This is a genomic window from Streptomyces plumbidurans, assembly GCF_019857225.1.
Taxonomy (GTDB): domain Bacteria; phylum Actinomycetota; class Actinomycetes; order Streptomycetales; family Streptomycetaceae; genus Streptomyces; species Streptomyces plumbidurans.
The window spans coordinates 14,477-40,390 of the sequence record NZ_JAFJSY010000063.1; the positions used below are offsets into that span (position 1 = coordinate 14,477).

At 71.5% G+C, this 25,914-nt stretch carries 25 protein-coding genes and 1 tRNA gene; 15 read left to right on the forward strand and 11 right to left on the reverse strand.

Annotation, left to right across the window (positions count from 1 at the left end; all coding sequences use genetic code 11):
• Positions 1-13 precede the first annotated feature (13 nt).
• On the forward strand, positions 14-1,342 hold the full coding sequence (locus tag JYK17_RS30540) for an SDR family NAD(P)-dependent oxidoreductase (RefSeq protein WP_108015822.1): 1,329 nt from the start codon (positions 14-16) through the stop codon (positions 1,340-1,342).
• Between the two features lie 103 nt (positions 1,343-1,445).
• Positions 1,446-1,622, forward strand: coding sequence for a hypothetical protein (locus tag JYK17_RS30545; RefSeq protein ID WP_234548265.1), 177 nt, complete (start codon positions 1,446-1,448; stop codon positions 1,620-1,622).
• A 119-nt stretch (positions 1,623-1,741) separates the two neighbouring features.
• Here the strand turns inward: JYK17_RS30545 and JYK17_RS30550 are convergent, their stop codons facing one another.
• The gene (locus JYK17_RS30550; RefSeq protein ID WP_222811625.1) at positions 1,742-3,601 is read right to left on the reverse strand and encodes an AAA family ATPase; all 1,860 of its coding nucleotides are present in this window, start codon (positions 3,599-3,601) and stop codon (positions 1,742-1,744) included.
• Positions 3,602-3,608: 7 nt separating this feature from the next.
• On the reverse strand, positions 3,609-5,012 hold the full coding sequence (locus tag JYK17_RS30555; protein ID WP_222811626.1) for a DUF2201 family putative metallopeptidase: 1,404 nt from the start codon (positions 5,010-5,012) through the stop codon (positions 3,609-3,611).
• A gap of 89 nt (positions 5,013-5,101) precedes the next feature.
• On the opposite strand from JYK17_RS30555, the gene JYK17_RS30560 reads away from it, so the two are divergent.
• Positions 5,102-5,177: transfer RNA gene (locus JYK17_RS30560), tRNA-Trp, on the forward strand.
• Positions 5,178-5,196: 19 nt separating this feature from the next.
• Here JYK17_RS30560 and JYK17_RS30565 read toward each other — a convergent pair.
• The 4 genes from JYK17_RS30565 to JYK17_RS30580 all read right to left on the reverse strand — a co-directional run bounded on the left by JYK17_RS30565 (position 5,197) and on the right by JYK17_RS30580 (position 9,806).
• The gene (locus JYK17_RS30565) at positions 5,197-6,039 is read right to left on the reverse strand and encodes a hypothetical protein (protein ID WP_222811627.1); all 843 of its coding nucleotides are present in this window, start codon (positions 6,037-6,039) and stop codon (positions 5,197-5,199) included.
• 55 nt (positions 6,040-6,094) lie between these two features.
• Positions 6,095-7,069, reverse strand: coding sequence for an acyl-ACP desaturase (locus JYK17_RS30570; RefSeq protein ID WP_108015824.1), 975 nt, complete (start codon positions 7,067-7,069; stop codon positions 6,095-6,097).
• Between the two features lie 218 nt (positions 7,070-7,287).
• Positions 7,288-8,064, reverse strand: coding sequence for a dimethylargininase (gene ddaH, locus JYK17_RS30575; RefSeq protein ID WP_108015825.1), 777 nt, complete (start codon positions 8,062-8,064; stop codon positions 7,288-7,290).
• A 128-nt stretch (positions 8,065-8,192) separates the two neighbouring features.
• Positions 8,193-9,806, reverse strand: a complete 1,614-nt coding sequence (locus JYK17_RS30580) for an ABC-F family ATP-binding cassette domain-containing protein (RefSeq protein WP_222811629.1) — start codon at positions 9,804-9,806, stop codon at positions 8,193-8,195.
• 341 nt (positions 9,807-10,147) lie between these two features.
• Between JYK17_RS30580 and JYK17_RS30585 the strand changes: the two genes are divergently transcribed.
• Complete coding sequence (locus JYK17_RS30585; RefSeq protein ID WP_108015827.1) at positions 10,148-10,789, forward strand: GOLPH3/VPS74 family protein; 642 nt, start codon at positions 10,148-10,150, stop codon at positions 10,787-10,789.
• Between the two features lie 178 nt (positions 10,790-10,967).
• A complete protein-coding gene (locus JYK17_RS30590) occupies positions 10,968-11,843 on the forward strand; it encodes an isocitrate lyase/PEP mutase family protein (protein WP_222811630.1) in 876 nt (291 codons plus the stop codon).
• A gap of 22 nt (positions 11,844-11,865) precedes the next feature.
• Here the strand turns inward: JYK17_RS30590 and ssgD are convergent, their stop codons facing one another.
• Entirely contained in the window at positions 11,866-12,282 is a 417-nt protein-coding gene (gene ssgD / locus JYK17_RS30595; RefSeq protein WP_128801369.1) for a spore wall synthesis regulator SsgD, read from the reverse strand.
• A 327-nt stretch (positions 12,283-12,609) separates the two neighbouring features.
• Here ssgD and JYK17_RS30600 point away from each other — a divergent pair, with 327 nt between their 5' ends.
• Together JYK17_RS30600 and JYK17_RS30605 are read left to right on the forward strand one after the other, a co-directional pair.
• Positions 12,610-13,752, forward strand: coding sequence for a WD40/YVTN/BNR-like repeat-containing protein (locus tag JYK17_RS30600; RefSeq protein WP_108015830.1), 1,143 nt, complete (start codon positions 12,610-12,612; stop codon positions 13,750-13,752).
• Between the two features lie 71 nt (positions 13,753-13,823).
• Complete coding sequence (locus JYK17_RS30605; protein WP_128801368.1) at positions 13,824-14,156, forward strand: plasmid stabilization protein; 333 nt, start codon at positions 13,824-13,826, stop codon at positions 14,154-14,156.
• 30 nt (positions 14,157-14,186) lie between these two features.
• On the opposite strand, the gene JYK17_RS30610 is transcribed toward JYK17_RS30605, so the two are convergent.
• Positions 14,187-14,483, reverse strand: a complete 297-nt coding sequence (locus JYK17_RS30610) for a YciI family protein (RefSeq protein WP_108015832.1) — start codon at positions 14,481-14,483, stop codon at positions 14,187-14,189.
• A gap of 49 nt (positions 14,484-14,532) precedes the next feature.
• On the opposite strand from JYK17_RS30610, the gene JYK17_RS30615 reads away from it, so the two are divergent.
• On the forward strand, positions 14,533-15,228 hold the full coding sequence (locus JYK17_RS30615; RefSeq protein WP_222811631.1) for an endonuclease V: 696 nt from the start codon (positions 14,533-14,535) through the stop codon (positions 15,226-15,228).
• On the opposite strand, the gene JYK17_RS30620 is transcribed toward JYK17_RS30615, so the two are convergent.
• Entirely contained in the window at positions 15,204-15,392 is a 189-nt protein-coding gene (locus JYK17_RS30620; RefSeq protein ID WP_108015834.1) for a hypothetical protein, read from the reverse strand. The two genes, JYK17_RS30615 and JYK17_RS30620, sit on opposite strands and share 25 nt — an antisense overlap.
• Positions 15,393-15,584: 192 nt before the next feature.
• Here JYK17_RS30620 and mmpA point away from each other — a divergent pair, with 192 nt between their 5' ends.
• Positions 15,585-15,731 (forward strand): morphogenic membrane protein MmpA, encoded by a 147-nt coding sequence (mmpA, locus tag JYK17_RS30625; protein WP_164932125.1) that lies wholly within the window; start codon positions 15,585-15,587, stop codon positions 15,729-15,731.
• A 43-nt stretch (positions 15,732-15,774) separates the two neighbouring features.
• Here the strand turns inward: mmpA and JYK17_RS30630 are convergent, their stop codons facing one another.
• Positions 15,775-16,953: a saccharopine dehydrogenase family protein gene (locus JYK17_RS30630; protein ID WP_222811632.1), complete on the reverse strand. Its 1,179-nt coding sequence runs from the start codon at positions 16,951-16,953 to the stop codon at positions 15,775-15,777.
• Between the two features lie 92 nt (positions 16,954-17,045).
• On the opposite strand from JYK17_RS30630, the gene JYK17_RS30635 reads away from it, so the two are divergent.
• The 5 genes from JYK17_RS30635 to JYK17_RS30655 all read left to right on the forward strand — a co-directional run bounded on the left by JYK17_RS30635 (position 17,046) and on the right by JYK17_RS30655 (position 23,284).
• Positions 17,046-17,426, forward strand: coding sequence for an MmcQ/YjbR family DNA-binding protein (locus JYK17_RS30635; RefSeq protein ID WP_108015836.1), 381 nt, complete (start codon positions 17,046-17,048; stop codon positions 17,424-17,426).
• Between the two features lie 106 nt (positions 17,427-17,532).
• A complete protein-coding gene (locus tag JYK17_RS30640; RefSeq protein ID WP_222811633.1) occupies positions 17,533-18,690 on the forward strand; it encodes a CaiB/BaiF CoA transferase family protein in 1,158 nt (385 codons plus the stop codon).
• A complete protein-coding gene (locus tag JYK17_RS30645) occupies positions 18,687-19,829 on the forward strand; it encodes an acyl-CoA dehydrogenase family protein (protein WP_128801364.1) in 1,143 nt (380 codons plus the stop codon). The genes JYK17_RS30640 and JYK17_RS30645 overlap by 4 nt, the downstream gene beginning before the upstream one ends.
• Positions 19,830-19,850: 21 nt before the next feature.
• The gene (locus tag JYK17_RS30650; protein ID WP_128801363.1) at positions 19,851-21,065 is read left to right on the forward strand and encodes an acetyl-CoA C-acetyltransferase; all 1,215 of its coding nucleotides are present in this window, start codon (positions 19,851-19,853) and stop codon (positions 21,063-21,065) included.
• A 41-nt stretch (positions 21,066-21,106) separates the two neighbouring features.
• Positions 21,107-23,284, forward strand: coding sequence for a 3-hydroxyacyl-CoA dehydrogenase NAD-binding domain-containing protein (locus tag JYK17_RS30655; RefSeq protein ID WP_222811634.1), 2,178 nt, complete (start codon positions 21,107-21,109; stop codon positions 23,282-23,284).
• A gap of 156 nt (positions 23,285-23,440) precedes the next feature.
• On the opposite strand, the gene JYK17_RS30660 is transcribed toward JYK17_RS30655, so the two are convergent.
• The gene (locus JYK17_RS30660; RefSeq protein WP_108015841.1) at positions 23,441-24,208 is read right to left on the reverse strand and encodes a MerR family transcriptional regulator; all 768 of its coding nucleotides are present in this window, start codon (positions 24,206-24,208) and stop codon (positions 23,441-23,443) included.
• 232 nt (positions 24,209-24,440) lie between these two features.
• Between JYK17_RS30660 and JYK17_RS30665 the strand changes: the two genes are divergently transcribed.
• Positions 24,441-25,907, forward strand: a complete 1,467-nt coding sequence (locus JYK17_RS30665) for an amino acid permease (RefSeq protein ID WP_222811635.1) — start codon at positions 24,441-24,443, stop codon at positions 25,905-25,907.
• Positions 25,908-25,914 lie beyond the last annotated feature (7 nt).

The following is a 25,914-nucleotide window of genomic DNA, read 5'->3' on the forward strand; positions in this document are numbered from 1 at the left end:
GGGGCGGGGACACATGAGCGACGCGATCGGCGAGGAGGAGCTGGCCGCCTTCCACCGCACGGTGGGCAGGCTGCGCGAGCTGCCCGTCGACGACCCCGTGCGGCTGCGCGCGGAGCAGGTCGCGGCGTCGTTCGCCCGGGACGGCCGGCTGCGCAGGCGCAAGGCGCGTGGCAGCGAGCTGTCCGCGGCCGACGCCGACGTGATGGCCGCGACCGCGACCGGTGCACGCGACCGGCGCGAGGACGCACCGCTCACCGTTCCTGGCAGCGCAGGCGTCTTCTCCCGACCGCGCAGTTGCTACATCTGCAAGTCGCCCTATCGACAGGTCGACCGCTTCTACCACCGGCTCTGTCCGGACTGCGCCGCCGACAACTCGGCCCGGCGCGCCCTGCACACCGATCTGAGCGGGCGCCGCGCGCTCCTCACGGGCGGCCGCGTGAAGATCGGCTTCCAGCTCGCGCTGATGATGCTGCGGGACGGCGCCCAGCTGCTCGTCACCTCACGCTTCCCGCACGACACCATGCGCCGCTTCCGGGCCGAACCGGGCAGCGAGAAGTGGCTCGACCGGATCACCGTGCTCGCCGTCGACCTCCGCGACCCGCGCCAGGTCCTCGGTCTGTGCGAGGAGTTGAGGCGGGAGGGTGAGCCCCTCGACATCCTCGTCAACAACGCCGCGCAGACCGTGCGGCGCCCGCCCGAGTCCTACGCCCTGCTCGCCGCCGGTGAGTACGACGCCCTGCCCGAGGGCGCCCGGCAGGCACCCGGCTTCACGCCGATGCGGATGCTGGAGAGCGGCGCCGCGTCGCTGCCGGCGGGGCTGCGCGAGGCCGACGAGGCGGGGCTGCTGCCCGACCCGTCCCCGGAGAACTCCTGGTCGGCCCGGCTCGGTGCGCTCGACCCGGCCGAGGTCCTGGAGACCCAGCTCGTCAACGCCCTCGCCCCCGCGCTGCTGTGCGACCGGCTGCTTCCCCTGCTGCTGGCCTCGCCGCACCCGCGCCGCTACGTCGTCAACGTCACCGCCGTCGAGGGCCGGTTCGCCGTCCGCAACAAGATGCCGGGCCACCCACACACCAACATGGCCAAGGCCGCCCTGAACATGCTCACCCGCACCAGCGCCGCCGAACTCGCCGGACAGGGCGTCCACATGTGCGCCGTCGACACCGGCTGGATCACCGACGAGAACCCGGCACCCAAAAAGGAACGCATGGCCGGGGCCGGCTTCCGCACCCCGCTGGACGTCGTCGACGGTGCGGCGCGTGTCTACGACCCGATCGTGCGGGGGGAGGCCGGAGACCCGGTGTCCGGGGTGTTTCTCAAGGACTATCGGGAGGCGGAGTGGTGACCGGGGGCAGTGGGCGGGGCGGGCGGGGTTGCGCCGGGGTGTCGGGCGTGGCCGGAGTCCCCATGTCCGGGGTGTTTCTCAAGGACTACCGGGAGGCGCAGTGGTGACCGGGGACCACGAGCGGACCGAACGGAACTTCGCCGGTGTGCCGGGCGTGGTGCCGCGTCCGGTTGCCGAACTTGCCCCTCTGCTGGACTGGTTGCGGGCCGGGCGCCCTGCGGGGGAGCGGCTGGACTTCGCCGCCGGTACGGCGCTGCCCGACGGCCGGCTCGACCTGTGAAGCAGCAGCTGAGCGCGCATGTCCCCGCCCCTCGGTCCCGGCCGACGTGGCGGCCGTACGAAGCGTGCACCGGACCCCACCGGCCGGCCCTGTCGCGGCGCCCTGACCGGGGCCGGTGATCAGCGCCGCAGCGTCATGAACACCTCGGTCCAGAACCGCTGCTGCTGCTTCGACGCGCCCACCAGATACGTCGCCCGCAGTTTCGCCGGGAGCAGGGCGACCAGGCGGCTCACCGCCGCGCGGTGCTTTTTGAGCTGGGACAGCTCCGCGTTGGCGAGGACCTGGTGGACCACGTCGCTGTCGTTGCCGCCCTCCGAGGAGTGCCCGGCGGCGCGGCGCAGCCGCTCCTCCCAGGCGTCGACGTCGCGTGCCAGCTCGCGCAGGCCGGTCACCGGGCGGCCCTTGAGGCGGTCCAGCAACGCGGTCAGCGGCACGGGCGCGTACTCGCCGTCGCCGAGGTAGACCGTGCCCATCTCCAGCGGCAGCCCGCGCCGGTGCAGCTTGATCAGCCGCTCCAGGGTGCGCTTGGTGATCCAGGCACGTCCGTCGTCGTCGATGTCGTGCTTCCACCACTCCAGCACCGTCTCGGCGTCCGAGCCGTAGCGCGCGAGCAGCCACTCGTTGGCCGGTATGTCCTCCGGCTCCACCTGCAGCGAGGCCGTGAAGCGGGTCGCCTGCGCGATGTTGTTCCGCGCCACCAGCATCTTGCGGCCCAGGTGGTAGGGCGGATTCTGCACCGCGATCTGCGCCCGCAGATGCTCGATCCGCCGCCCGGCCAGCGACCACTCCTGAGTGATCTCCATCAGCTTGGCGAACGCGGCCTTGTCCTTGGGCCGGTTGTACTCGTCCCACACGATCGCCTTGGGCTCCGGGCCCGTGAACTTCGCCGCCAGCAGATTGTCCAGCGTGCCGTCGGCCGACGGGATGGGCGCGCACAGGTCCTCGACGTTCGTCACCGGCAGCGAGAAGTACAACGGCTCTCGGCCCAGACCCTCGCGCAGCGTCTGACGCACCAGCTCCGTCTTGCCGCACCCGGGCGGCCCCTGCAGCAGCACCGTCCAGCGGTTTTGCAGGGCGGCACGCACCACCTGCCGTACCGGATCGGGGATCCTCGGCGGATTGGGCACGCCGAGCGAGGCGGCGATGCGGTCCAGGATCTCGGCCGTACGGTTCTGTCCCGGCCTGCCGTCCGCACCCGGCTCGGCGAGCCGCAACCGCTCGCCGTCGACCAGGGGGAGGCCCCAGCGCAGCGGGAAGCCCTCCTTGGCGTTCGCCAGGACGTGGTCGAGCGTGCGCGGTGACAGCAGCTCGCGCAGCGCGGGCGACAGCGACGCCCACAGGGAGAACACCGGACGCAGGTCCCACGGGCGGTACTTGGCCGCCAGATGCCGCCGCCAGGCCGTGTCGTTCGCGGTGATCCGCAGCGTCACCATGCGGTCCAGGAGCGCGAGGTCGCTGCGCCGGGCCGAGGTCTCGGACAGCGACTCGTTGTCCGTGAGGAACACGCCGATGCAGCCCAGGGCGCGCAGATCGTGCTCGCCGAGCGTCCAGTTGCAGGCGATCTGCATCAGCTGCGACTGGATCGTCTCGCCCGCCTGGAGCGAGTCGTCGACGAGCAGCACGAACGGGCGGCCGGGCTTGAGTTGGCTCACCACCAGCTGGCGCAGCACCAGTTCACCGGTGTGGGGGTCGCGCACCGGGGCGTTGACGAGCAGGTCGTCCGGGGTGAGGTTGGCGGCGGGGACGTACACCAGCGTCGCGTCCGGGTATGCGCGGGCGACGTGGGAGAAGAACGTCGCCGTCTTGCCGATGCCGTGCTCGCCGAAGATCTGGCCCGTCTGCCCCATGTCGATCATCGCGTCGATGAAGGCCTCAAGACGGGAGATCTCAAAGGGTCCGCGCGCGCCCTCGGCGGGTCCGCGCGAGTCTCCCGTACGGCTCGACCGCCCCTGCTTCGGGGGCGTGTGCTGCGTGGTCATGGGTCCTTCACCTCGATCCTGTCGTGACGCGATGGCAGTCCATCGCCGGGGTGTGCGTCTCGGGCCACTCGCTGCCGCCCTCGGTGATCAGCCAGATCCATTTGTCCGGCTCGGCGGGCGTGATCGGTGGTGCGCAGCCGTCGGTGAGCACCACCACGGCGTCCGGGGTGACGTCGAAGCGCCGGCCGTTCACCTCCGTGCGCCCCTCCACGTAGTCCGCGACCGCCTGGAAGCTCGTGCCGCCTCCGCCGTAGACCCGCTCGCCCGGCCTGAACGGCATCACCTGGGCGTCGAAGGACAGCCAGTGCGCCTCGACCCGGTCGATCCGGCCCACGAGCCGTGTCAGCCAGCTGACGACGTGGTCCGGCATGGAGCCCGAGGTGTCGTAGGCGACGACGAGGACCTTGTCGCGGACCGGGCCGCGCCGGGAGAGCATCGGGTCCTGACCGAGCGCGGCGAGCAGTGCACCCCGCTTCTTCGGGTACACCAGCCGCTCGCCCTCGCGCAGTTTCGAGCCGAGCACGTCCACCAGCCAGCGCTGCCACCAGTCGACGGTGCGTGTGCGGGTGGTCTCGCCGCGCAGGGTGCCCGCGCCGAGGGTGCCCCAGATCTTCGCGGCACGAGCGTTGCCGTCCTCGGTGCGGCCCATCAGGTCCACCAACTCGCCCTCAGCGCCCGCGTGTCCGCGCCGGGCCGCCAGAAGGGAGTTGAGCAGAACGGAGGAGGCCACCGCGTCGACGGTCTCCTGGTCGGCGGGGACGGACTCGTCCAGCAGGTGCACGCACAGGCGCCGTTCCGGAACGGGCGGCCGGTGCATCCGCTTCAGCTCGCCGTACACCCGCATGTCCGTCTCGGTGAACGTCTCGTACGGCACCGGCTCCAGGCCGTGCGCCGTCAGGTCCGCCACGTAGAGCCCGTACACCTGCCGAGGATCGACGCCTGTCGGACGGCCGTCCAGCAGCGGCAGGCCCTCGCGTGCGAGCCGGACGATCGCCACGTGGTTGATGGACACCTCGGCGGCCAGCTCGAAGACCGGGTCCTCGCGCAGGTCGGGGTCGGCGAACAGGTGCCGGTGCACCAGATGCCGCGCCTCGTGGAACAGCACGAACTTCACGCCGTCCAGGCCCAGTCGGACGAAGAAGTCCGGGTTGTAGAGCAGCAGGCAGGTGCCGTCGCCGGAGGCCACCACGGCCGCCGTGTCCACCGCGGTCGTGGGGATCTGGTGGTGGCACTTCGCGTACAGCCACGACGCCACCGCGGACTCGGTCAGGCCGAAGTCCAGCAGCGCGGCCTCCTTCAGGCGCCGCGCCTCCTCGACGACGGCCGTGTCCGCCGGGCGGTAGCGCTCCAGTGCCCTGCGGTCGGCCAGGTCGACCACCGGGACATGCCGTCCCCGCTCCCCGTACGCCATCCCGTGCCCCCCGTACCGGCTTTCCCCGTTGCTCATTGGTACCAGCGCCCACTGACAACGGGCCAACGCATTACGCTCCGGTCCCAAGGGCGGGGTCGTAGCGCAGAGGCAGGCGCACCGGTCTCCAAAACCGGAGCACGCTGGTTCGAATCCAGCCGCCCCGCCCCCCTGCGGACCTGCCCGGTCAGGCGATGGCGCCCGCGGTCGCCACGAGTTCGGGCGCGGTGCCGTGGAAGGTGTCGATCAGCTGGGCCAGCACCGCCCAGGCCTCCTCGCGGTCGCCCAAGTGGTCGCGCACGAGCGGCCGTAGCGCGTCCTCGGCGTCACGCACGCGTGCCGGGAACAGCACATGGCCCATTGAGAGCACGTCGAGGACGTCCGAGGCGGGGCCGTGCGCCGTCGCGTACTCGGCCGGGCCGTCCAGCACGCCCGCGCGGCGCACCCGGTGGGTGAACTTGCGGTGCACGCCGAACTGCGCCCGCAGTTGCGGCGGGCAGTCCGGGCGCACCGCGAGGGCCCAGCGCGCGTACCCGGGCAGCGGGCGCTCCCGGTCCGCCTCTGCGACCGTCCGCCAGTCGGCGCGCCCCAGCACCATCGAGACCGCCCGTCGTGCGGGTGCCATCGCGGTGGCCTGCCGCAGTGCCCCGACGAGCCCGTGCCTGGCGTAGGAGTCGGGCACCGGGGGTTCGTCGCTGCCGCGCAGGACGCGGTCCACCCGGACCGGTGCCGTGCGGCCGGGGCCGAACGGCACGCCGCGCAGGATGGCGCGGCGCATGGCGTCGTCCGCGTGGGAGTGCCGCCACACCACCGCGTTGAGGTCCGGATCGTCCTGCTCCAGCACCCACAGGAGCACGGAGGAGGGCACCGCCCGCCACGTCCATGCGGAGACGAGGCGGGCCCTTTCGTCGGCGGCGTCCACGCGCGCGTGCGCAGCGCCGATCCGGCGCCGTACCCGCTCCGCCTGTCCGGCGTCGATCAGGTTCAGCAGAAAACCGACCGCGCGTGCGGACGTGCCGTTGTCACCCATGCCCCGCATGATGACGCGGGCGGGCCGGGATCCGCACCGCTAATTCCATGAGCCGTCAGGCGCCTGCCCGCGCCGCCATCCGGGCCTTGCGCGCGGCCAGTTTCTCGTCGAACTTCGATGCCTCGGCGTCGAGGCCGCCCATGAACAGGCCGAGTTCGTCCTGGGCCTTGAGGCCTTCGGGGCCGAGGCCGTCGATCTCCAGGACCTTCAGGTAGCGTAGGACGGGCTGGATGACGTCGTCGTGGTGGATGCGGAGGTTGTAGACCTCGCCGATCGCCATCTGGGCCGCGGCCCGCTCGAAGCCGGGGATGCTGTGGCCGGGCATGCGGAAGTTGACGACGACGTCGCGCACGGCCTGCATGGTGAGGTCGGGGGCGAGTTCGAAGGCGGCCCCCAGCAGGTTGCGGTAGAAGACCATGTGCAGGTTCTCGTCGGTCGCGATGCGCGCCAGCATGCGGTCGCAGACCGGGTCGCCCGACTGGTGGCCGGTGTTGCGGTGCGAGATGCGGGTCGCGAGTTCCTGGAAGGCGACGTAGGCGACCGAGTGCAGCATCGAGTGGCGGTTGTCCGACTCGAAGCCCTCGCTCATGTGCGCCATCCGGAACTGCTCCAGCTTGTCCGGGTCCACCGCGCGCGAGGCGAGCAGGTAGTCGCGCATCACGATGCCGTGCCGGCCCTCCTCGGCGGTCCAGCGGTGCACCCAGGTGCCCCAGGCGCCGTCGCGGCCGAAGAGGGAGGCGATCTCGTGGTGGTAGCTGGGCAGGTTGTCCTCGGTCAAAAGGTTGACCACCAGGGCGGTGCGGCCGATCTCGGTGACCTTGGACTGCTCCTTGCTCCAGGCCTCGCCGTCCTCGAAGAGGCCGGGGAAGTTGCGGGCGTCCGACCACGGCACGTACTCGTGCGGCATCCAGTCCTTGGCGACCTTCAGATGCCGGTTGAGTTCCTTTTCGACCACTTCCTCCAGGGCGTACAGCAGCCGGGCGTCGGTCCAGACGGCGGGACTACCGAGGTGCGGGGAAGTGATCGTCACGGAAACTCCAGGGGGACGCGCAACAGGAACGGACAGGTCCGGCGAGCGGGGCCGGGAACCTACGGAATCGTAGGCTACGAAACCGTAGGTTACGTGACCGTAGGTTAAGGGGGGTGTAAAGAGCCCTGATCAGGTGCCGTGCCCCAGGCGTGCGAGGGCATGTCAAGAAGCGTCAGGATGCGCAGGTCCCGGGGCTGAAGGAGTGAAACGATCGCCCGTCAGGCGTACAGCTCCCGGAGCCGGACCGAGAGGCATGTCACACATCCCTCGAGCTTCTCGAACTCGCTGATGTCCACCAGGACCGGCTCGAAGCCGAGATCGGCGAGCAGGTCCGCCGACTTCGGCGCGCTCGCCGCCATCAGCAGCTTGCCGCCGCCGAGCAGCACCACGTGCGCGCCGGACTCCTCGGGCACCGACAGGAAACGCGGGAACAGCGAGGGCCGGTCCACCTTCGGGATGTGCCCGACGACCGTCCCGTCGGGCAGCGCGGTGACGGCCGACTTCAGATGCAGCACCTTGCTCACCGGCACGGCCACGATCCGCGCCCCCAGCGGTTCGAAGATGGCCCGCAGCTGCTGGACGCCGGCCGCGTTGGTGCGCCCGCCCCGGCCGACGTAGACGGTGTCGTCGATCTTCAGCACGTCGCCGCCGTCCAGGGTGCCCGGCTCCCAGATCCAGTTCACCGAGCAGCCAAGGCGCGCCACGGCCTCCTCGACGCCGACCGTCTCCTCGCGGCGGGAGGTGGCGCCGGGCCGGGTGATCAGCGCGACGTTCCTGTACATGACGACCGTGTCCTCGACGAAGACCGAGTCGGGGCAGTCGTCCTCCGGGGCCACCTCGACGGTCTCCCAGCCGTGCGCCTGCAGGGCCTCGACGTACGCCTCCCACTGCTCCAGCGCAAGACCGGTATCGACCTTCTCCCGCTCGATGTGCGTCACCAGGCCTTCGGCGAGGCGGGGACCGGGGCGGCGGACGAGAGCCTTCTTGCTGGGCACGACAGGGACTCCGTAACGGCGGGACTGTGGACCGGGCCCCGTGATACAGGGCCCGGTCCGCCATCATGCAGGGCGGATGTGCGCGGGCAAAACCCCTCGTTGCCAGGCTGTGCCCCTCCTGCAATGCCCTATCCGACCTCCTCCGGCGTGGTCTCCCGCAGTTCGCCGTCCAGCAGGAGCCAGCGGGTGATGCCGATCGACTCCAGGAACGGCAGATCGTGGCTGGCCACGATCAGCGCCCCTTCGTACGACTCCAGGGCCGACGTCAGCTGCCGGACGCTCGCCATGTCGAGGTTGTTGGTCGGCTCGTCGAGCATGAGCAGCTGCGGGGCGGGCTCGGCCAGCATCAGCGCCGCCAGGGCCGCCCGGAAGCGTTCACCGCCGGACAGCGTGCCCGCCTTCTGGTCGGCGCGGGCGCCCCGGAACAGGAAGCGGGCCAGTCGCGCCCGTACCCGGTTGTTGGTGGCGCCCGGCGCGAACCGGGCCACGTTCTCCGCCACGGACAGCTCGTCGTCGAGCACGTCGAGCCGCTGCGGCAGGAAACGGAGCGGCACGTGCGCGTGCACCTCGCCCGACACCGGCTCCAGCTCACCGGCGACAGTCCGCAGCAGCGTCGTCTTGCCCGCGCCGTTGCGCCCGATCAGCGCGACCCGCTCAGGACCGCGCAGGTCGAGCCCGCCGGCCACCCGCGCGCCGTACGCCAGCTCCAGGTCCATCAGCGTGAGCACGCCACGGCCCGCCGGAACGGCCGTGAACGGCAGGTCGACGCGGATCTCGTCGTCGTCCCGCACGGCGTCCACCGCGTCGTCGAGCCGCTCCTTCGCCTCGGTGAGCCGCTCCTCGTGCATGATGCGGTGCTTGCCCGCGGACTCCTGTGCCGCGCGCTTGCGCGCCCCCATGACGATCTTCGGCTCGCGTTTCTGGTCCCACATCTTCTGTCCGTACCGCTTGCGGCGGGCCAGCTTGACCTGGGCGTCGGCCAGTTCGCGCTTCTGCTTGCGGTAGTCGGCCTCGGCGGCGCGGACCATCCGCTCCGCCGCCTCCTGTTCGGTCGCGAGGGCCTCCTCGTAGGCGGAGAAGTTGCCCCCGTACCAGGTGACCTCCCCGGAGTGCAGATCCGCGATCTGGTCGACGAGATCCAGGAGTTCGCGGTCGTGGCTGACCACGACCAGCACGCCCGGATAGGCGGACACGGCCGCGTACAGCCGTCTGCGTGCGTACAGGTCGAGGTTGTTGGTCGGCTCGTCCAGGAGCAGCACGTCGGGGCGGTGCAGCAGCAGTGCGGCCAGTCGCAGCAGCACCGACTCGCCGCCCGAGACCTCGCCGATGGTGCGGTCCAACTCGATGTGGCCGAGCCCGAGTTCGCCGAGTGTGGCGAGGGCTCGTTCCTCCACGTCCCAGTCGTCGCCGACCGTCTCGAAGTGCTCCTCGCTCACGTCGCCCGCCTCGATGGCGTGCAGCGCGGCCCGCTGTGCCGCGATACCGAGCGCCTCGTCGACCCTCAGCCGGGTGTCGAGGGTGACGTTCTGCGGGAGACGGCCGACCTCGCCCGTGATCCGCACCGTGCCGTCGGCCGGGGTGAGTGCGCCCGCGATCAGCTTCAACAGGGTCGATTTTCCCGATCCGTTGGCGCCGACGAGCCCGGTCCTGCCGGGGCCGAAGGCGACGTCGAGACCCTCGAAGACGGGGGTGCCGTCGGGCCAGCTGAAGGACAGGGACGTACAGGTGATGGAACTAGACATACAGGACCTCGCGGTTGCGTGATGCGGTCAGGGGCAAACGCGTATCGAGACACCGCGGACCCGCGGGCGGAAAGGAGAGTCCTGGGAGGAGGAGGGGCCTTGATCACGAAAATCGGCCATGAAAAAGGGCCTGCTCCGCCAGGGACGGCTCGACTGCCGAGGTCGCACGCTGCGCCCACACCTCAGGGGGTGTGACGCGGTGTCTCAGGACCTCAGAGGAGCAACGTCCTTCTCCGATCGACGGCAACAGAACCGCTGTACACCGTACGAGGGGCTCTGGCGGCTGTCAACGCATTAACGAACTAGCGTGATCACCGACGACGCCGCACCAAGGAGACCTCGTGCCCCACGGTTCGCTCTCGATCCCGGCCCGGCTCTGCCTCCTCGCCTGGGACCCCACCGGCGGCCAGGCCGCGGACGCCACGCATCTGGTGCGCGCCGGTGCCCTCGCCGAACTGGCCCGGCGCGGTCTGCTCACCGACGAGGACGGCATCGCCACACCCGTCGACATGGACTCCCTCGCCGGTGACGCCGCTCTGGACGGGCTCATGGAACTGGTCCGCGAGTCCCGGCCGCACCGCTGGCGGGCGTGGGTGAGCCTGCACGCGCGCGTGACGGCCGACGCCGTACGGGAGCAGCTGACCGCAGAGGGATGGCTGCGGGCCGAGAAGAAGCGGGTCCTCGGCGTCTTCCCGAGCGTGGAGCACGTACTGGAGCGCGCCGGCGCGGTGGAGACGCTGCGGGAGGAGGCGCGGCAGGTCCTGGAGGGGGTGGGCGAGGTCTCCGGGCCGCAGGCCGCCACCGTGGCCCTCGCGACCGCCGCCGGAGTGCGCGGCCTGGTCCGGGACGGCCACCGTGAGCAGCACAGGGAGCGACTCGGGGAGCTCGTCGGGCGCAGCGGGGCGAGCTGGGTCCTGGGCGAGCTGGTCGCCGCCCTCGGAGCGGAGGTCCGCGCAGCGGGCGCCCACCGGCCGGGGGTTTGACGGCGGCTGCCGAGGGCTCCGACGGACACGTACGACGGGCGGGTGCTCCGGTGGAGATGTGTTGCGTCGGGTGCTCGGCGCAGGTGCAGGGCGGCCGTGGCGGTCGTGGCCCCGACGTACGACGTACAGGTCGGATTTCTGCCAGCCGCCTCCCCGCGGCCGCGGTTGAGTGAACCGCATGACGACGAACGAGACGCTACGCGCGCGTGCCCTCGCCTTCCGGTCCCTGCACGTTCCCGGTCGCCCGCTCGTCCTGCCGAACGCCTGGGACGTCACGAGTGCCCGCATCGTCGAGGACGCGGGTGCCGCCGCCGTCGCGACCACCAGCGCGGGCCTGGCCTGGGCTCTCGGCGCCGCCGACGGCGACCGGCTGGACCGGGCCCCGGCCCTCGGTGCCGTCGCACGCATCGCCGCGGCGGTGGACGTGCCCGTCAGCGCGGACATCGAGAGCGGCTACGCCCCGGACCCGGCGGGCGTCGCCACCACCATCCGCGCGGTGATCGAGGCCGGCGCCGTCGGCGTGAACATCGAGGACGCGCTGTACGAGGCCGGGACGGGACCGTTGCGTCCCGTCAAGGATCAGGCCGAGCGGATCACCGCCGCCCGGGAGGCCGCCGACGCGCTCGGGGTGCCGCTGTTCGTGAACGTCCGGATCGACACGTTCCTCAGGGGCGCCGGGGGAGTGGACCTCACCCTGGAGCGGGCCGCCGCGTTCGTCGCCGCAGGCGCCGACGGGATCTTCGTGCCCGGAGCCGTCGACCCGGGGGTTGTGGGGGTCCTCGCCGACGGGATCGAGAAGCCGCTGAACGTGATGGCGGGGCCGGGAGCACCGCCGGTCGCCGTGCTGGCCGCGCTCGGTGTCGCCCGGGTGAGCGTCGGCTCGGGCATCGCGCAGGCCGCGCACGCACTGGTCCGGCGCGCCGCAGGGGAGCTGCTGGGCGCGGGGACGTACGACTCGCTGGCGGGCGGGCTCGACTACGGCGAGCTCAACTCGCTCATGGGCGGGGGCCGTCAGGCGGATGCCGGGCGGGGGCCGTTGGGCGGGGGCCTTTGAGGCGGTTGCCGGGCGGGGGCCGTCAGGCCGCGTCGCGCATCAGTTCCGCGAGGTCGTGGTCCAGGTCCAGCTGCAGATGCTCCAGGCCCACGGGCACCAGGGCGTTCGTGGCGGCGAGGAAGTGGCGGATCTCCTCCGAGCGGACGTGCACGATGGCGGTGCCCTCGGGTGCGTGGAACTCCAGTACGGTCCGGTCGTAGCCGTAGGGCCGTACGCGGACGTCGCCGTCGCCCACGGGCTCCTCCTGGCCGGCCATGAGGAGTTCGCGCGAGAAGGTCCAGCAGACCTCGACGCCCTCCAGGGTGGCCGGTGCGGGGAAGGCCATTCGCACTGCGAACGGATCGCAGCGGTCGTAGTGCAGTGTGGCCGGAATGCTCTGCATGCGTGGCGCGGCGGCCACGAGGCGGGCCTCCACGGGCTGTTCGATGACGGTGGACAACGCCTTGCTCCCTTGTGACGTCTGGACGGACTTGCGCGCGGACAGGGCCGGGTACTGCTAGAGACGCCGGAACAAGCCAATCCGTGCACCCCGGATTCGAGTGACCTCCGTCACCGCGTTCATTCACAGGAGCGACGAGGACTGCTTCCCGTGCCCCGATGGTGGGTGGGACGTGGACCGGCGGGGCGCGTCGGCCGTGGCCCGACGGGGCACATGGGCCTTGGCTCGACGGGGCACATGGGTCGTGGCTCGACCGGGAGTTGGGACGGCGACGGACGGTCTGGACGGTGCCCGGACGGTGGGCTAGTTTCGCCCGCCATGAGGCGCATGGGGAGCACGCGACGCAGGAGACGTACGTTCCGCACGGTGGCGGCGGGGGCGGTGTGTTCGGTGGCGCTGGCAGCCCCGACCGCCGTACCCGCACAGGCCGCACCCGCACAGGGGCACGGACAGGGACAGGGACAAGGGCAGGGGCAGGGCCACGGGGTGCACAAGGCGCCGCACTGGGAACTCAAGGACACCGGTGCGGCCGGCGTCCGCTTCCGCGGTCTGTCGGCCGTCAGCCGCGACACCGCCTGGGTGGCCGGAACCGGGGGCACCGTCCTGCGCACCACCGACGGCGGCACGAGCTGGGCGAACGTCTCGCCTCCGGGCGCCGACGCGCTGGAGTTCCGGGACATCGAGGCCTTCGACGCGCGGCGGGCCGTCGTGCTGGCCATCGGCGAGGGCGAGGCGTCCCGCGTCTACCGCACCGACGACGGGGGCGCGACCTGGACCGAGTCCTTCCGCAACACCGACGCCAAGGCCTTCTACGACTGCCTGACCTTCTTCGACCACCGCCACGGCCTCGCGATGAGCGACCCGGTGGACGGCAGGTTCCGCATCCTGTCCACCAGCGACGGCGGCCGCTCCTGGAAGGTGCTCCCCAGCGCCGGCATGCCCGCCGCCCAGGAGGGCGAGGCGGGCTTCGCGGCGAGCGGTCAGTGCCTGGTCGCCTCCGGCCCCTCGGACGTCTGGCTGGCCACCGGAGGCGCCGCACGCGCGCGCGTGCTGCACTCCCGCGACCGCGGCCGCACCTGGACGGCCACCGACACGCCGATCCCCGCGGGCGACCCGGCCAAGGGCGTCTTCGCGCTCGCCTTCCGCGACCGCACCCACGGCCTCGCGGTCGGCGGCGACTACCGCCCCGACCAGTCCTCGCCGCGGGCCGCCGCACGCACCACCGACGGAGGCCGCACCTGGCAGCCCGCCGCCGAGCCGCCGCCCGCCTACCGCTCCGGTGCCGCCTGGCTCCCGCACAGCCGCACCACCGCCCTCGCGGTCGGCCCCACCGGCACCGACCTGACCACGGACGGCGGCCGCACCTGGCGGACGGTCGACACGGGCTCGTACGACACCGTGGACTGCACCGCCGACCTCGGCTGCTGGGCCGCGGGAGAGCAGGGGCGGGTGGCACGACTGGAAAAGTGAGGCACACGGGCCGAATGCGGGTACCCGATCGCGGACATCGCCAGTCGCGACTGCGAAGGGAGCGAGCGATCATGCCCGCAGGCTCGAGCTCCAAGAGGGAGCGCCAGTACGAGCACATCAAGAAGAGCGCCCAGGACCGGGGCGAGAACACCGGACGCGCCGAGGAGATCGCGGCTCGGACGGTCAACAAGGAACGCGCCCGGTCCGGCGAGTCGAAGACCGCCAGCCGCACCTCGACCAAGGACATGTCGTCCGGTGAGCGGGGCGGCAAGCGCTCCGGCCGGGGCTCCGGCGGCCCGACCCGCGACCAGCTCTACAACGAGGCCAAGCAGCGCGGCATCGAGGGGCGCTCGTCGATGAACAAGGGGCAGCTGGAGCGCGCGCTGAACGCGAAGAAGGGCTGAGCCGCGGGGGCCAGCGGTTTCAGCGGGGGCTCAGCGGGGCTGCTGCCGGTGGCGCTCCAGCTCCGGAGCCGTCTTCGTGGCGAGGAACTCCGTGACGCGGTACGTGCACACGCCGGCGACGTTGAAGGGGTCGCCCGCGACGATCTCCTCGATGCGCGCCCGGTCCTCCGCGACGGCGAGGATCACCCCGCCGTCGCGGGGCTCCTTGCGCCCCGACGCCAGGAACACGCCCTTGCCGTACTGCTCGTCCAGCCACGCCCCGTGCTCCGGCAGCAGGGCGTCCACGGCGTCGAGCGGGGCGGTGTAGGTCAGCTCCAGTACGAACATGATCGCGAGCCTACGCCGCCCTCGTCGTGCCCGTACGCTCGTCCCCATCATGACGACCGTAAGCATCCCCGCGGGCTGGCCCGCGACCGAGGAAGAGGCCCGCGCCGTCCAGGACGAACTGCGCGGGCGCGTGGTGCTCGACGAGAGCGGACCGCCGCCCGGCGCCGGGCATGTGACCGGCGTCGACGTGGCCTACGACGACGAGCGGGACGTCGTCGTGGCCGCGGCCGTGGTGCTGGACGCGGCGAGTCTGGACGTCGTCGCCGAGGCCACGGCCGTCGGCCGGATCTCCTTCCCGTACGTGCCGGGTCTGCTCGCCTTCCGCGAGATCCCCACGGTCCTCGCCGCCCTCGACGCGCTGCCGTGCCCACCCGGACTCGTGGTGTGCGACGGCTACGGCCTCGCCCATCCGCGCCGCTTCGGCCTCGCGAGCCATCTCGGCGTCCTGACCGGCCTGCCCACCATCGGCGTCGCCAAGAACCCCTTCACCTTCGCCCACGACGACCCGGGCGCCGCGCGCGGCAGCACCTCACCGCTGCTCGCGGGCACCGAGGAGGTCGGGCGCGCCCTGCGCACCCGGGACGCCGTCAAGCCGGTCTACGTGTCCGTCGGCCACCGCGTCAGCCTGGACAACGCCTGCGCCCACACCCTGACGCTCACCCCCGCCTACCGGCTGCCGGAGACGACCCGCCGGGCGGACGCGCTGTGCCGCCGGGCGCTTCAGGACGCGACGATCCGCCACTGACCCACTTCGCGGTACTCCGAGTCGTAGACCGCGGCCTCGTCCCCGGGCCGCAGCGGGTAATGGCGCAGATTGCCGCCCCAGTACCGCAGAATCCGGCCGAGCTCACCCGCCGGGTCCTTCGTCAACGCCGCGTCGTCCATGGTGACTTCGAGAAAAAATCTCATACCCTCAAGTCTTCCATTGCACCGCCCGTTGGCACTTTGCGGCGCACCTCATCCGGAAAACGGGGCCGGAGCACGGGAAAAGTCTCAACCCGCGAGTGCGGGACGTAGGTGAGGTCACGGCGCGATGTGAGTACGCCTACTGAGTACGCGTACGGATGTGGGCGCGCCGCCCCGGCCGACAGGCTGTCCCGCATGACGACACACCGAGCCCCAAAGCCCCTCGCCGACCCCAACCGCCCCGTCGAACGCGCCGTGACAGCCACGCTGATCCTCGCCGTGCTGGCGGGGGTCGGCTGGATAGCCGGGATGATCTACACCGTGGCCGGTTGGTCGCTGTAGGTATCGCAGGACACCACCAGCCGGGGCCCGACCCTCCCCGGGCTCAGCGCCTGGCGACCACCCGGAACCCGATGCCGGCCCCGCTCAGCCGCTCGATGAGCGCGTCGCCCATCGCGACCGCCGTCGTCACCTGCCCAGCCGTCGCCGGCAGGTCGTCGAACGCCAGCGACAGCGCCGACTCGCCGAACATCACGGCTGTTTCGCCGTAGCCGGGGTCGCCGCCCGTGACCTCCGTGAAGACTCGGCGGCCGCCGCCCTCGCCGACGAAGCGGATCCTGAACCAGCTCTTTGCGCGCTTCTCGGCGTCCGGTCCCTCGCCGGGCTTGAGGCGGTCGGACAACCAGCGTCGGGCGGGCGGTAGTTGGGCGGCCGTGAAGAGGCCGCCGACAGCTGCGACGCCGGCCATGGCGACGGGCAGGCGGCGTACGGCGGCGTAGTGGCGGTAGCGGAAGTCGGGGCCGTAGCGCTCCAGGGTCTTCGCCGAGCGGTGCACGATCTGCGGGTCGATGGTCGGCAGCGGCAGCGCCCACGCGCCGATCTCCTTCGCGAACCGCGGCACCCCGGTGGGCGCCGTGGCGCGTCGCCCCACCAGGCGCGGCTCGTGCCGTCTGCGGTCCCGCTCGGCGGCCAGCATCGGGCGCACCCGGGCGAACTGGTTGAGCGCCGAGGCGAACGTGCCGCCGGAGAAGACGGCGTCCACCGTCACGTACCCGTCCACGGTCAGCGGCACCCCCTCGGGCAGCTGCCGGACCGTGAAGTACGCGCCCAGGTCGTGCGGGATCGAGTCGAAGCCGCAGGCGTGCACCAGCCGGGCGCCGGTCTCCCGCGCGCTTGCGTCGTGCCGTACGTACGTCAGGTCCACGAACTCGGGCTCGCCGCACAGGTCGAGATAGTCCGCGCCGCTGTCCGCGCAGGCGGCGACGAGTTCCTGGCCGTAGGTGACGTACGGCCCCACGGTCGTCGCCACCACGCGCGCGTGCCCGGCGAGTTCGCGCACGTCGGCCGGATCGGACACGTCCGCCCGCAGCACGCCGACCTTCTCGCCGCCCGGCAGCCGCTCGCGCAGCTGCTCCAGCTTCCGCTCGCTGCGTCCCGCGATCGCCCAGCGCAGCCCGTCGGGCGCGTGGGCCGCCAGGTACTCGGCGGTGAGCGTCCCGACGAAGCCCGTCGCACCGTAGAGCACGATGTCGTACGGACGGTCGGTCCTGTTCGGCCTGCTCATGACACTCCTCGTCCACACACCACGCGCCGTTGTCGGTGGCCGAGGCTAGCGTGAGATGCGCTGAGTTCGATGACGAGCCCGGAGGCGGGACTGTGGCCGTGAGCCGAAATGCCCTGAAGAAATGGCAGAAGGTGCGCGCGTTCGCGCTCGGGCTGCCGGGTGCCGTCGAGGAGTTCCCCTGGGGCGAGTCCGTCGCGAAGGTCAACGCGAAGGTGTTCGTCTTCCTCGGGGTCGACGACGGCAGCCATCCGCTGGGCGTGACGGTGAAGCTCAAGGACGAGGCGGCCCACGCGCACGCCCTGACCTTTCCCGGAGCCGAACCCGCCGGATACGGCCTGGGCAGGGCCGGCTGGGTGCGCATCCCGCTCCCGGAGCGGGGCGCCCCGGCGGCGGACCTGCTGTGCGACTGGGTGGAGGAGAGCTACCGCGCGATAGCCCCGAAGCGGCTGACGGCGCAGCTCGACGGGCAGTGAAACCGGTCATTGTCTAAGCGCTTGCTCGCTCAGGGCTTGTGCTCAGTGGAACGTGTTCTTAGCATCACTGGTGTTACATCAGTTGTGTCAAAGCGCTGGGGGCTGGATGACAACGGCGAAGACGCCGCCCGGGCAGGGCCCGCTGACCGGCGTGCGCGTGGTCGAGCTCGCCGGGATCGGGCCGGGCCCGTTCGCGGCCATGCTCCTGGCCGACCTCGGCGCCGACGTGGTGCGCGTCGACCGCCCCGGCGGCACCGGACTCGCGATCGACACCGCGTACGACATCACCAACCGCAACAAGCGCTCGGTGGTCGTCGACCTGAAGTCGGCGGACGGTCCCGCGCGCGTCCTGGACCTCGTCGAGCGCGCCCACGTCCTCGTCGAGGGCTACCGCCCCGGCGTCGCCGAGCGCCTCGGCGTCGGCCCCGAGGCCTGCCACGCGCGCAACCCCGCACTGGTCTACGGCCGGATGACCGGCTGGGGCCAGGACGGGCCGCTCGCCCAGCGCGCCGGCCACGACATCGCCTACATCGCGCTCACCGGCACCCTCGGCATGATCGGCGACCCGGACCACCCGCCCGCCGTCCCCGCCAACCTGCTGGGCGACTACGCGGGCGGCTCCCTCTACCTGGTCGTCGGCGTCCTCGCCGCCCTCCACCACGCGCGCGCCACCGGCACCGGCCAGGTCGTGGACGCCGCGATCGTCGACGGCACCGCCCACCTCTCCGCGATGATCCACGGCATGCTCGCGGCCGGCAGCTGGCACGACCGACGCGGCGCCAACCTCCTGGACGGCGGCTGCCCGTACTACGGCACGTACGAGACGTCCGACGGCAAGTACATGGCGGTCGGCTCCCTGGAGCCGCAGTTCTACGAGGAGTTCGTCACCCTCCTGGGTCTGCCCGAGCACTCCGGCGCGCGCAGGGACTGGGCCCGCTGGGGCGAACTGCGCGAGGCCGTCGCCGCCCGCTTCGCCACCCGTACCCGCGAGGAGTGGACGGCCCTCTTCGAGGGCTCCGACGCGTGCGTGGCGCCGGTCCTGTCGCTGCGCGAGGCCCCGCACCACCCGCACCTCGCGGCCCGCCGCACCTTCACCGACCAGGGCGGCATCACCCAGCCGGCCCCGGCCCCCCGTTTCTCCGCGACCCCCACCGCGGTGCGCACCGGTCCCGCCCAACCGGGCGCCGACACCGCGGACGTGGCGCACGACTGGGACGTACCCGACCTCCTGAAGGACCAGGACCTCACGAAGGGCCTCGAATGAAGCGGCAGATCTTCGCCCCCGAGCACGACGCGTTCCGCGAGACGGCCCGCGCCTTCCTGGCCAGGGAGGTGCTGCCGTACTACGAGCAGTGGGAGAAGGACGGCATCGTCTCCCGCGAGGCCTGGCGGGCGGCCGGCAAGCAGGGCCTGCTCGGGCTCGCCGTGCCGGAGGAGTACGGGGGCGGCGGCACCTCCGACTTCCGCTACAGCGCCGTACTGGCCGAGGAGTTCACGCGCGCGGGCACCCCCGGCCTGGCCCTGGGCCTGCACAACGACATCATCGGCCCGTATCTGACCTCGCTCGCCACCGACGAGCAGAAGCGGCGCTGGCTGCCCGGCTTCTGCGACGGCTCGATCATCACCGCCATCGCCATGACCGAGCCCGGCGCCGGGTCCGACCTGCAGGGCATCCGCACCCACGCCGAGGACCACGGCGACCACTGGCTGCTCAACGGCGCCAAGACGTTCATCTCCAACGGCATCCTCGCCGACCTGGTGATCGTGGTCGCCAAGACCACCCCGGAGGGCGGTGCGCGCGGCCTGTCGCTGCTGGTCGTCGAGCGTGGCGCGGAGGGCTTCGAACGCGGCCGCAACCTCGACAAGATCGGCCAGAAGGCGCAGGACACGGCCGAGTTGTTCTTCAACGACGTCCGCGTGCCCAAGGAGAACCTCCTCGGCACGCTCGACGGCGCCTTCGTCCATCTGATGACCAACCTTGCCCAGGAGCGCCTGAGCATCGCGGTCGCGGCGATCGCCGCCGCCGAGCACCTGCTGGAGATCACCACCGACTACGTCAAGGGGCGCGAGGCCTTCGGCCGGCCGCTCGCCACCAAGCAGCACATCCGCTTCGAGATAGCGGAGATGGCCACCGAGTGCGCCGTCACCCGCACCTTCCTCGACCGCTGCATCGAGGACCACTCGAACGGCACGCTCGACGCCGTCCACGCCTCCATGGCCAAGTGGTGGGCGACCGAGCTGCAGAAGCGGGTCGCCGACCGCTGCCTCCAACTGCACGGCGGCTACGGCTACATGACCGAGTACCCGGTCGCGCGGGCCTTCACCGACGGCCGCATCCAGACCATCTACGGCGGCACGACCGAGATCATGAAGGAGATCATCGGCCGTTCGCTGCTCGGCTAACCCTCGTTGAAAGGCTTTCCAGTGAGCACCGAAGCGTATGTGTACGACGCGATCCGCACCCCGCGCGGCCGCGGCAAGGCCAACGGCGCCCTGCACGGCACCAAGCCCGTCGACCTGGTCGTGGGCCTCATCCACGAACTCCGCGACCGCTTCCCGGGCCTGGACCCGGCCGCGATCGACGACGTCGTGCTCGGCGTCGTCGGCCCGGTCGGCGACCAGGGCTCCGACATCGCCCGTATCGCGGCGATTGCCGCGGGCCTGCCGGACACGGTCGCGGGCGTACAGGAGAACCGCTTCTGTGCCTCGGGCCTGGAAGCCGTCAACATGGCCGCCGCCAAGGTCCGTTCGGGCTTCGAGGACCTCGTCCTCGCGGGCGGCGTCGAGTCCATGTCCCGGGTGCCGATGGCGTCCGACGGCGGCGCCTGGTTCAACGACCCGATGACCAACCTCGCCACCAACTTCGTGCCCCAGGGCATCGGCGCCGACCTGATCGCCACCATCGAGGGCTTCTCCCGCCGGGACGTCGACGAGTACGCGGCCCTGTCGCAGGAGCGCGCGGCCACCGCCTGGAAGGAGAACCGCTTCGAGCGCTCGCTCGTCCCGGTCAAGGACCGTAGCGGCCTGACCGTCCTCGACCACGACGAGCACATGCGCCCGGGCACCACCGCCGACTCCCTCGGCAAGCTCAAGCCGTCCTTCGCGGACATCGGCGACCTCGGCGGCTTCGACGCGGTGGCGCTGCAGAAGTACCACTGGGTGGAGAAGATCGACCACGTCCACCACGCGGGCAACTCCTCCGGCATCGTGGACGGTTCCGCGCTGGTCGCCATCGGCTCCAAGGAGATCGGCGAGCGCTACGGCCTCACCCCGCGCGCGCGGATCGTCTCCGCGGCGGTCTCCGGCTCGGAGCCCACGATCATGCTCACCGGACCCGCGCCCGCCACCCGCAAGGCACTCGCCAAGGCCGGACTGACCATCGACGACATCGACCTCGTCGAGATCAACGAGGCCTTCGCGGCGGTCGTCCTGCGCTTCGTCAAGGACATGGGCCTGTCCCTGGACAAGGTCAACGTCAACGGCGGCGCGATCGCGCTGGGCCACCCGCTCGGCGCCACCGGCGCCATGATCCTCGGCACGCTCGTCGACGAACTGGAGCGCCAGGACAAGCGCTACGGCCTCGCGACCCTCTGCGTCGGCGGCGGCATGGGCATCGCCACCATCGTCGAACGCGTCTGAAGACCCCAGCGGCCACACGAGACTTCAACGGAGAACCCCTGATGACCGAGAGCACCACCATCCGCTGGGAACAGGACGACACCGGCGTCGTCACCCTCGTCCTCGACGACCCCGACCAGTCCGCGAACACCATGAACCAGGCGTTCCGCGACTCCCTCACCGTCGTCGCCGACCGCCTGGAGGCCGAGAAGGACTCCATCCGCGGCATCATCCTCACCTCCGCCAAGAAGACCTTCTTCGCCGGCGGCGACCTGCGCGACCTCATCCGGGTCACCCCCGAGACCGCGCAGGACCTCTTCGACGGCGGCATGGCGATCAAGCGCAACCTGCGCCGCATCGAGACCCTCGGCAAGCCGGTCGTCGCCGCGCTCAACGGCGCTGCCCTGGGCGGCGGTTACGAACTCGCGCTCGCCTGCCACCACCGGATCGCCCTCGACGCGCCCGGCTCCAAGATCGGCTGCCCCGAGGTCACCCTGGGCCTGCTGCCCGGAGGCGGCGGAGTGGTCCGCACGGTCCGACTGCTGGGCATCGCCGACGCCCTGCTGAAGGTGCTGCTCCAGGGCACCCAGTACAACCCGCGGCGCGCCCTCGACAACGGCCTGGTCGACGAGGTCGCCGCCACCCGCGACGAGATGCTCGCCAAGGCCCGCGCCTTCATCGACGCCAACCCCGAGTCGCAGCAGCCCTGGGACAAGCCCGGCTACCGCATCCCGGGCGGTACCCCGGCCAACCCCAGGTTCGCGGCCAACCTGCCCGCCTTCCCGGCCAACCTGCGCAAGCAGACGAACGGCGCGCCCTACCCGGCGCCGCGCAACATCCTCGCCGCGGCCGTCGAGGGCTCCCAGGTCGACTTCGAGACCGCGCAGGTCATCGAGGCCCGCTACTTCGTCGAGCTGGCCGCGGGCCAGACCTCGAAGAACATGATCCAGGCGTTCTTCTTCGACCTCCAGGCCGTCAACTCCGGCGCCAACCGGCCGACCGGCATCGAGCCCCGCAAGGTCCGCAAGGTCGCCGTCCTCGGCGCCGGGATGATGGGCGCGGGCATCGCCTACTCCTGCGCCCGCGCGGGCATCGACGTCGTCCTCAAGGACGTATCCCTGGAGGCGGCCCTCAAGGGCAAGGGCTACTCCGAGAAGCTGTGCGCCAAGGCCGTCTCCCGCGGCCGTACGACCCAGGAGAAGGCCGACGCGCTGCTCGCCCGCATCACGCCCGCGGCGGACCCGCAGGACGTGGCCGGCTGCGACGCCGTGATCGAGGCCGTCTTCGAGAACCCCGAGCTCAAGCACAAGGTGTTCCAGGAGATCCAGCACGTCGTCGAGCCGGACGCGCTGTTGTGCTCCAACACCTCGACCCTGCCGATCACCGCCCTCGCCGAAGGCGTGGAGCGCCAGGCCGACTTCATCGGTCTGCACTTCTTCTCGCCCGTCGACAAGATGCTGCTGGTGGAGATCATCAAGGGCGAGCGGACGGGCGACGAGGCCCTCGCCCGCGCCTTCGACCTGGTCCGCCAGATCAACAAGACGCCGATCGTCGTCAACGACTCCCGCGGCTTCTTCACCTCCCGCGTCATCGGCCACTTCATCAACGAGGGCGTCGCCATGGTCGGTGAGGGCATCGAGCCCGCGTCGGTCGAGCAGGCGGCGGCGCAGGCGGGCTACCCGGCGAAGGTCCTCTCTCTCATGGACGAGCTGACGCTCACCCTCCCGCGCAAGATCCGCAACGAGTCCAAGCGGGCCGTGGAGGAGGCCGGCGGCACCTGGCCCTCCCACCCCGCCGAGGCCGTCATCGACCGCATGGTCGACGAGTTCGACCGCCCCGGCCGCAGCGGGGGAGCGGGCTTCTACGACTACGACGAGAGCGGCAAGCGAGCGGGCCTGTGGCCGGGCCTGCGCGAGCACTTCACCAAGCCGGGCCACGAGATCCCGTTCAAGGACATGCAGGAACGCATGCTCTTCTCCGAGGCGCTCGACACGGTCAAGCTCATCGAGGAGGGCGTGCTGACGTCCGTCGCCGACGCCAACATCGGCTCCATCCTCGGCATCGGCTTCCCCGGCTGGACGGGCGGCATCCTGCAGTACATCAACGGCTACGAGGGCGGGCTGCCCGGATTCGTGGCACGCGCGCGTGAGCTGGCCGACCGGTACGGGGAGCGGTTCACGCCGCCCGCGCTGCTGGTGGAGAAGGCGGAGAAGGGGGAGCGCTTCACGGACGCCGCCTGAGCGACCCGCGAGGGCGGGGTGCCACGTGTCGTTGAGCGGTACGCGTGCGATACCGTCCCGCCCTCGCCGTCCCGGATACCGGCGGCTGCGAGGCCGTCCGCGCCGGGCAGGCCGTCCGACGTACCCAGAAGCCGTCCGAGGCAGACGCTCAACGTGTCAGGCGGATCGGCCTTCCTGTGAACCGGAGTCAGAAGGCGACGCGGCGCCGGTGTCCGCGCCGGTGTCCGCGAGCCACTGGTGCACCTCCTCCTTGAGCGAGCGCTGGAAGGTCGTCAGCAGCGCCTGCACCACCAGCGGCTGCATGTGCGCGGACAGCGACTTCACGTCCTCCTCGTCCCGTTCGAGGACCTCGCCGCGAAACAGCTGCGACAGCTCGTGCGCCGCCGCGCGCGAGTGCTCGATCAGCACCTTGCGCGAGGCGAGGATGACCGCCTCGGACAGCGGTACGTCGAGAAGCTGCACGGCGAGCCTGAGCAGCCCCGAGTCGACCCGGAGGGCGTCCCCGTCGGGCCGCACCACGCCCATCGCGGCGAGCCGCTCCACGTCGTCCTCGCCCAGCGGCCGCCCCGCCCGGCGGCCCAGCTCCTCGGCCGTCAGCGTCTCCACCGTGTCCGGGGCCCAGGAGGCCACGACCGCCCGGTGGATCGCCAGGTCGTGATGGCTCAGGTCCGCGGGCAGCTGCTCCATGTAGCGCTCGATCGCCGCCAGCGTCATGCCCTGGTGCTGCAGCTCCTCGATGAGCGCCAGCCGGGCCAGATGCTGCTGCCCGTAGTGGCCCACGCGCCGGGGACCGAGCACCGGGGGCGGGAGCAGCCCCTTGGTGCCGTAGAACCGGACCGTGCGCACCGTCATGCCGGCCCGCGCGGCCAGTTCGTCGATCGTGAGCGTCGGCTCCCCGGTGTCGCGGTCGGTGTCCGTCGTCATGTGCAGCAGTATCGCTGTCTCACCAGAACTGTGAAACCCGGACGACGGGGCTGCGAGCGTCCGGTCGGTTGCATGTGAGAAGTGCCGCTGTGTGATCTATGCCATCGCATGCGCCCGGGGGAGCAAGGGAAGGTAGCGCGTTGGTCTGCGTTTCCCCACCGAGTGCGCGGGCCCCGTACGTCCGGAGAACCCGAGCGCGACCCGCTCGGGCGCACCAGAGAGTGGTACCCCCGTGAGCAAGGACGCCGTGACCACGGCACAGGTCGCCCCCCACAGCGACGCCGCCCCGACGCCCGCGGACGCGGGCGATGCCGGATACAGCAAGGGCCTCAAGCACCGCCACGTCAACATGATCGCCATCGGCGGCGCGATCGGCACCGGACTCTTCCTGGGCGCCGGCGGCCGCCTGAACAGCGCGGGCCCGGCCCTCGCGGTCGCCTATCTCGTCTGCGGGATCTTCGCCTTCTTCGTCGTACGGGCGCTCGGCGAGCTGGTCCTGTACCGCCCGTCCTCCGGTTCCTTCGTGTCGTACGCGCGTGAGTTCCTGGGCGAGAAGGGGGCGTACGTCGCTGGCTGGATGTACTTCCTGAACTGGTCGACCACCGGTATCGCCGACATCACCGCGATCGCGCTCTACACCCACTACTGGAGCATGTTCACCAGCATTCCCCAGTGGGTGCTGGCCCTGATCGCGCTCGCCGTGGTCCTGGCCGTGAACCTGATCTCGGTGAAGATCTTCGGTGAGATGGAGTTCTGGTTCGCGATCGTCAAGGTCGCCACCCTGGTGGGCTTCATGCTGATCGGCATCTGGCTGCTGGCGACCTCGCACGAGGTGGGCGGCCACACCCCGGGCATGAGCGTGATCTCCGACCACGGCGGGGTCCTCCCGCACGGCGTGATGCCGGTCGTCCTGGTCATGCAGGGCGTGATCTTCGCCTACGCCGCCCTGGAACTCGTCGGCGTCGCCGCGGGCGAGACCGCGGAGCCGGAGAAGGTCGTCCCGCGCGCGGTGAACTCCATCATGTGGCGGGTCGGCCTGTTCTACGTGGGCTCGGTCGTCCTCCTCGCCCTGCTGCTGCCCGGTTCGGCGTACTCGGCCGACGAGAGCCCGTTCGTCACGGTCCTGTCGAAGATCGGCGTCTCCGGCGCCGGCGACGTGATGAATTTGGTCGTCCTCACGGCCGCCATGTCCTCGCTCAACTCCGGCCTGTACTCCACGGGCCGCATCCTGCGCTCGATGGCGACGGCCGGCTCGGCGCCGAAGTTCACCGCCCGCATGAACCGCAGCCAGGTCCCCTACGGCGGCATCCTGCTCACCTGCGCGGTGTGCGTGCTCGGCGTCGGCCTCAACTACCTCATGCCGAGCCAGGCCTTCGAGATCGTCCTGAACGTCGCCTCGCTGGGCATCGTGTCGACCTGGGTGATCATCATGATCTGCCACCTGGTCTTCGTCCGCCGCGCCAAGGCGGGCCTGCTCACCCGCCCGTCCTTCCGCCTCCCCGGCAGCCCGGTCACCGAGACCGTCACCATCGCCTTCCTCGTCGCCGTGCTCGGCCTGATGTGGAAGGACCCCGACGTCGGCCGCAAGACCCTCCTCCTCATCCCGGTCGTCGCGGCCATGCTGGTCGCAGGCTGGTTCGGCGTACGCCGCCGGGTCGTCCAGACGGCTGAGCAGGAGCTGACCCGGCTGGGCAAGTAGGCCGCGC

Bases quoted from the DNA above. Each gene is read 5' to 3' on its own strand.
- JYK17_RS30555 (WP_222811626.1), bottom strand. From the start codon at position 5,012: ATGGCGTACGGGGAGCGGGGACGGCATGTCCCGGTGGTCGACCTGGCC.
- JYK17_RS30580 (WP_222811629.1), bottom strand. From the start codon at position 9,806: ATGTCTAGTTCCATCACCTGTACGTCCCTGTCCTTCAGCTGGCCCGAC.
- JYK17_RS30590 (WP_222811630.1), top strand. From the start codon at position 10,968: ATGACGACGAACGAGACGCTACGCGCGCGTGCCCTCGCCTTCCGGTCC.
- mmpA (WP_164932125.1), top strand. From the start codon at position 15,585: ATGACGACACACCGAGCCCCAAAGCCCCTCGCCGACCCCAACCGCCCC.
- JYK17_RS30565 (WP_222811627.1), bottom strand. From the start codon at position 6,039: ATGGGTGACAACGGCACGTCCGCACGCGCGGTCGGTTTTCTGCTGAAC.
- JYK17_RS30630 (WP_222811632.1), bottom strand. From the start codon at position 16,953: ATGAGCAGGCCGAACAGGACCGACCGTCCGTACGACATCGTGCTCTAC.
- JYK17_RS30655 (WP_222811634.1), top strand. From the start codon at position 21,107: ATGACCGAGAGCACCACCATCCGCTGGGAACAGGACGACACCGGCGTC.
- JYK17_RS30660 (WP_108015841.1), bottom strand. From the start codon at position 24,208: ATGACGACGGACACCGACCGCGACACCGGGGAGCCGACGCTCACGATC.
- JYK17_RS30620 (WP_108015834.1), bottom strand. From the start codon at position 15,392: ATGAGATTTTTTCTCGAAGTCACCATGGACGACGCGGCGTTGACGAAG.
- JYK17_RS30645 (WP_128801364.1), top strand. From the start codon at position 18,687: ATGAAGCGGCAGATCTTCGCCCCCGAGCACGACGCGTTCCGCGAGACG.
- JYK17_RS30600 (WP_108015830.1), top strand. From the start codon at position 12,610: ATGGGGAGCACGCGACGCAGGAGACGTACGTTCCGCACGGTGGCGGCG.
- JYK17_RS30605 (WP_128801368.1), top strand. From the start codon at position 13,824: ATGCCCGCAGGCTCGAGCTCCAAGAGGGAGCGCCAGTACGAGCACATC.
- JYK17_RS30610 (WP_108015832.1), bottom strand. From the start codon at position 14,483: ATGTTCGTACTGGAGCTGACCTACACCGCCCCGCTCGACGCCGTGGAC.
- JYK17_RS30615 (WP_222811631.1), top strand. From the start codon at position 14,533: ATGACGACCGTAAGCATCCCCGCGGGCTGGCCCGCGACCGAGGAAGAG.
- JYK17_RS30550 (WP_222811625.1), bottom strand. From the start codon at position 3,601: ATGACCACGCAGCACACGCCCCCGAAGCAGGGGCGGTCGAGCCGTACG.
- JYK17_RS30540 (WP_108015822.1), top strand. From the start codon at position 14: ATGAGCGACGCGATCGGCGAGGAGGAGCTGGCCGCCTTCCACCGCACG.
- JYK17_RS30640 (WP_222811633.1), top strand. From the start codon at position 17,533: ATGACAACGGCGAAGACGCCGCCCGGGCAGGGCCCGCTGACCGGCGTG.